This is a genomic window from Butyrivibrio sp. (genome assembly GCF_024699075.1).
Genome location: NZ_JAILQF010000225.1, coordinates 1 through 5,211 on the forward strand (window position 1 = coordinate 1; position 5,211 = coordinate 5,211).

The 5,211-nt window shown below is 40.0% G+C and carries 5 protein-coding genes; 2 read left to right on the forward strand and 3 right to left on the reverse strand.

All coding sequences use genetic code 11. The annotated features are described in order from the left end of the window. Positions 1-79: 79 nt before the first annotated feature. Entirely contained in the window at positions 80-1,153 is a 1,074-nt protein-coding gene (locus K6G87_RS08975; RefSeq protein WP_296836087.1) for a 50S ribosomal protein L11 methyltransferase, read from the reverse strand. Between the two features lie 167 nt (positions 1,154-1,320). Further along, positions 1,321-2,265: a hypothetical protein gene (locus K6G87_RS08980; RefSeq protein ID WP_110072558.1), complete on the reverse strand. Its 945-nt coding sequence runs from the start codon at positions 2,263-2,265 to the stop codon at positions 1,321-1,323. A gap of 167 nt (positions 2,266-2,432) precedes the next feature. Between K6G87_RS08980 and K6G87_RS08985 the strand changes: the two genes are divergently transcribed. Both K6G87_RS08985 and K6G87_RS08990 read left to right on the forward strand, forming a co-directional pair. Continuing rightward, positions 2,433-3,128, forward strand: coding sequence for a LytR/AlgR family response regulator transcription factor (locus tag K6G87_RS08985; protein WP_296836092.1), 696 nt, complete (start codon positions 2,433-2,435; stop codon positions 3,126-3,128). A 109-nt stretch (positions 3,129-3,237) separates the two neighbouring features. Beyond that, entirely contained in the window at positions 3,238-4,563 is a 1,326-nt protein-coding gene (locus K6G87_RS08990) for a sensor histidine kinase (protein WP_296836095.1), read from the forward strand. A gap of 56 nt (positions 4,564-4,619) precedes the next feature. Here K6G87_RS08990 and K6G87_RS08995 read toward each other — a convergent pair. After that, the coding region (locus tag K6G87_RS08995) for a DnaJ C-terminal domain-containing protein (RefSeq protein ID WP_296836098.1) at positions 4,620-5,211 on the reverse strand (592 nt) is incomplete at its 5' end.

The window sequence follows — 5,211 nt, forward strand, 5'->3', positions numbered from 1 at the left end:
CCAATTTTCATCTCATGATATATCTTAACACTAAAAAGGCCATACCTTAAATGAAGTATGGCCATGTAAAAACTGTCATTTATGCTTTTCTGGATGTAACAGATACCCAGTCTCCCTGGTGTATCATCTCAATATCTGTAAAGCCTGCTGCTCTGTGGGCAGCTGCAACCTCTTCTCCTTTTTCATTCATGATACCGGATGTGATAAATACTGCACCCTTCTTCATGAACTGACCTATTACAGGAGCAAGCGGTACCAGAACTACAGGAAGGATATTAGCAAGAACAACATCATACTTTTCGTATCCGACCTCATCCTGTACCTTCTTATCATCAATGATATTGCCGATGATAAGCTTAAGGTTCTTATCTGTATATCCGTTAGCTTCAAGGTTTTCTGCTATAGCAGGAATTGCACCCTTATCAAGGTCTGTTCCTACGCAGTGGCCGGCGCCATACATAAGAGCCAGAATTGAAAGTACACCACTTCCTGTTCCTACATCAAGTACTTCACATCCTGGAGTTATATACTTAGAAAGCTGATGAATACAAAGCTGTGTAGATTCATGGAGACCTGTTCCAAATGCTGTTCCAGGATCTATATGGAATATCTTGTCTGTCTTTTCAAGATCCTCTTTGGATGGTTCTTCCCAGGAAGGAATAATAAGAACATCATCTACGATGAACTTGTGGAAATACTGCTTCCAGTTATTCATCCAGTCTATATCTTCAGTAACATCAACAGAGATAGTGCCATCTCCTATATCCATGTACTGACTGATTCCATCAAGTATCTGCCTTATCTCTTTTTGAAGCTGCTCAGGAGTCTTTTTGACCTGCTTACCACCTGCAGCTTCCATCTGATAAGATACATCACCTGTTCCATCAGATGCAGATGTATCCTCGGCATCCTCGTCCGGTATTGTAACTGTCAGAGTATTATCATCTGCAAGCTCTGCAAAGAAATTAAGATACGCGATTCCATCATCCTCCTGCTCCGGAACAACATCTACGAACAGCTGTTCCTTCTCTGCAGCTGTAAGCGGCACCTTATCTTCTATCTGCGCACCTGTAAGGCCTATATCAACCATCTCGCTGATAATGACATCTTCAGCCTCTTCATTTGTGCGAATTCTAAACCTCATCCATTTCATACGTTAAAACCTCATCTAAAACCTGTTACGTGTCATTAAGACTAATTCTGACAAAAAAGCCTTCTTCTCAGCCCATTTTAACGCACAACAAACGATAATGCAAAGTTTGAAGATGTTCGTATATATCAACCTGCCATATTACCGGAATATGGATTATTCATACCGAGTCAACCTGCCATGTTGCCGGGATATGGATTATTCATACCGGCATTACCAATCTCGTTTCCGGCACGCTTGCAAAGTTCCCTGAACTTACCTGAAAGTCTGCTGAGCTTGCCATATAAGTCAAATGATATCACAGTTGTAGGTGCAACCTGCATGTATGAGCTCATCATTCTTACAAGGATATAGCTGTCTATAAATGCATATCTTACAACGCAGCCAACTATGACACCCACAACAAATCCTATAAAAGTAAACCAGCCAAGAGCCTTGAACAATAATACAAATAAATAAACAGGTAATATACTTGCTACTACTGTTCCGATTATCACAATAAGAGATACCTTGGCTGCATCCTTGAGGATTGTCTTCCAGTTCTGAAAATAGATAACTACGCCATCTGCTGCGCTTTTGAATGCACTCTGCTGATTGTTATAAAACGTGTAGCCAAGGCAGCATTCATCTACATATCCAAGTCCGATTCTGATAAGGCTCTTGGCAAATCCCGCTATTATGCTCATTCCGGGAACAAAATCAAGGAAGCTCTCCACCTTGCCTACTGCACTTTGAAGCTGGTTAACAGCCCCGCTTACAAGTCTGTCAAGAACAAAATAAATGTTGCTTGTAGCAAATCTTGACTTAACCATTCTGATTCCATAGTTTACTTCATCTGCAGGTACCTGACCGGTTCTGAAGGTTTCAGCGATTACTGCAACATGCCCTGCTTTAACAAGATATCCAAAATAGGTGTTTATTATGTAGCTTATAAGCAGTGTTCCTGCAAACCAGATTAAAAGTCCGATCACTCCAACTTCTTCACTTTCCATCAGCACGCTTATCCCCATGACTATCGCGAACAGAATGATTGACAAAAGTACCGTAGCCAAACCCATTCCCAGCTTTATCCATGCAAATTTCAGTGTCTTAGTGTATACTTCGTTAGCTTTCATACTCTTCCTCCTTGTTCTACTGTTTTCATACTTGTAGTACATTTATGCATCCATTTTATGCAGATATTTCAATGTATATTCTATTTTTTCGTAAGTGGTTGAAAATCCGGTGCGAACGGTTATAATATTACTGTTTATCTTAGGTTTTTCTTATACAGGGACTAAATATGCGGGTAGCAATACTTGATGACGAACAGATATTCGTCGACAGCTTATACAAATTATTGTGGAAAGAAATGAACTTTGAGCTTTTCACTTATACTGATCCCAATAAGCTTCTTGAGGATTATTCACTTGGCAAAAGATTCGATATTATCTTTTGCGATGTTATCATGGAGCTATTTAACGGAATCGAAGTTGGCAAGAAGATCCGTACCTATGATTCGACCTGCTTCATTATATATCTGACAAGCGACCTTTCTTCCGCTCCCAAAGGCTACGAAGTCAATGCTTTCAGATATCTGATAAAACCTATTGATGAAAAATCTCTGTCAGACACCCTTGAAAGCATCCGGAAAGAAATTCGCTGTAAGAAAAAGCGCTTACTTCGTATCGATGCATCATTTGGATCAATGATTCTAAACACTGCTGATATTCTCTATATAGAAGCCAACAACAAGGATACAGCTGTTTATACGGATGATGATTCTATAACTGTCAGAAAGAACCTGACTGATTTTGAAGAAGAACTTTCCGGGCAGCATTTCTGCAGAATACACCGCAGCATTCTTGTTAATCTCGAGAGAATCTCGCAGTATGATTCCTCACACATAACACTTGATAATGGAAACACACTGTCTCTTAGCAGGCGCAGATACAAAGACTTTGAATCTGCCTTCAATGCATTTATTTCAGGAGAATAAGTACGAGGTTAAATTTGAAAGTGTTCCACTTTCAAACACAAATTGATGACGCGAGCTCCATCAATTTGAACCATTAGTCACTCGCTTTGCTCGCGACATGAGGTTAATTATGAATCTCCATATCATTGATCTTTTTGGCCCTTATGTAATTGCCGCAATTTCAAATGCTATAGCCTGCACTGAACTTATATTGCTCCTCCAGTACTTCTGTGGGGGGCATCTTAATATTTCAGGAAAAAGGCTGTATCTGCTCTTCCCGTCCTATTTTCTTGTTTTATTTATAACGAATATTTTCATACCAATACCATCACTTTATATGATCATGGTCCTTGCAATGGTATATCTGACTATTCTGGGACTTAGTTCACTTAAGCTTACGGATGTTCTTTTGACCATTCCGACTTTTTTCTTATATACCGTTTTTTCAATAATGCCGTCATATATTTTCACGACAGTATTCCCGTATGTGGATGATTCATTTTCCTGCTTTTACCTGACACTGAAACTCTCTGATGTCATTACAGACCTGACTATCATGCTGATTCTTGTGACAATACACATCATTTCCCAAAAGAAAGGACTGGTCTTTCATATTACGTTAAGAGAAATCGCGCTGGCAATGATACTGTTCTGCCTTACAATGCTGATACTGGCGCTGTGTGCTATGTTATTCGCAACAAGCGACTTTTTGGGACTTGCTGATATGTTCTGGAGGTTCTTCCTGCCTATAGCATATGTCAGCTGCATTGTATTCTATATTTACAGTTTGTTTGAAAAAAGAATCCGTCTTGAGAATGAGACGCTTGCAAGAATTCATATGACCTATCTGCAGACTCAGCTGGACGCTATGAAGAACCTCCAGCTGCAAGAAGATGAGATCAGGAAAAAGAGACATGATCTCAAAAAACATATGGCAATAATCGAAACACTGGCTGAAGACGGTAATTACAATGAAATCAAAAAATATACCAAAGATCTTACTGCCAGCCTTCCTGCCGCTCCTGCTCCTATTAGCGGCAATAATATTGCTGATATAATCCTGACCAGCAGAATTGAGATTGCAAACAAAAAGGGCATTACCTTTAACTATGAAGGATCATTGGCAGGGCTTACCGATATGCCTGCCCCTGATATATGCTCCATTCTTGCCAATGCTCTTGATAATGCGCTGGAAGCCTGTGAAAACATTGAAAATCCTTATATTAATGTCAAGGCAGTCAGAACGCGCAACTTTACTACTATTTCCGTAGTCAATCCTGTGCTTGTACAGCGCCATATACGCGGAAATCTTATTTCCACGACCAAAAAGGATAAGGTAAGTCACGGTTATGGTCTTAAAATCATTCAGGAGCTTGCAGGTAAATATCATGGCAAATGCCTCATCTCCTGCAGTAAAGTAGAATTCAGCTTAAGAGTCCAATTACAGAACCCGTGAAGCTATTAATAACGTAAGGGTGCCGCTATTTTATGCGACACCCCATAAAGTTATCTTTATTTATTCCAGAAGCCTTTTTTCTTCTTTTTCTCTTTGCCGTCCTTATCATCAGGTCCGTCAGAAGTAAGTCTTTCAGCTTCGTTAAGGCTGTCGCCTGTAAGCTCATCAAACTTTGTTAAGAGTTCTTTGGCTTCTTTGGACAGACGTTCAGGAGTCTTAACAACTAAAGTTACATAGTGGTCACCCCTGATATCCTTATCTCTAAGAGAAGGAACACCCTTACCTCTAAGTCTTATTCTTGCACCAGTCTGAGTTCCGGGCTTTACATCATATACTACTCTGCCATCAACTGTATCAATCACGATTGATCCGCCGAGAGCTGCTATAGCATAAGACATATCAACTACTGAGAAAATATCATAATCTTCTCTCTGGAATGTAGGATGACTGGATACCAGTACTTCTACAAGAAGATCTCCTCTTGGTCCTCCATTTATTCCAGGTTCACCTTTTTCTCTGATACGTACGCTCTGACCGTTATCAATTCCGGCAGGAATTGTAACCTTGATAGTCTTACGGCTTGTCTTATAACCTGTTCCGCCGCAATCAGAACATTTATCTTTAATAATCTTGCCGGTTCCTCCACAT

Bases quoted from the DNA above. Each gene is read 5' to 3' on its own strand.
- K6G87_RS08975 (WP_296836087.1), bottom strand. From the start codon at position 1,153: ATGAAATGGATGAGGTTTAGAATTCGCACAAATGAAGAGGCTGAAGAT.
- K6G87_RS08980 (WP_110072558.1), bottom strand. From the start codon at position 2,265: ATGAAAGCTAACGAAGTATACACTAAGACACTGAAATTTGCATGGATA.
- K6G87_RS08985 (WP_296836092.1), top strand. From the start codon at position 2,433: ATGCGGGTAGCAATACTTGATGACGAACAGATATTCGTCGACAGCTTA.
- K6G87_RS08990 (WP_296836095.1), top strand. From the start codon at position 3,238: ATGAATCTCCATATCATTGATCTTTTTGGCCCTTATGTAATTGCCGCA.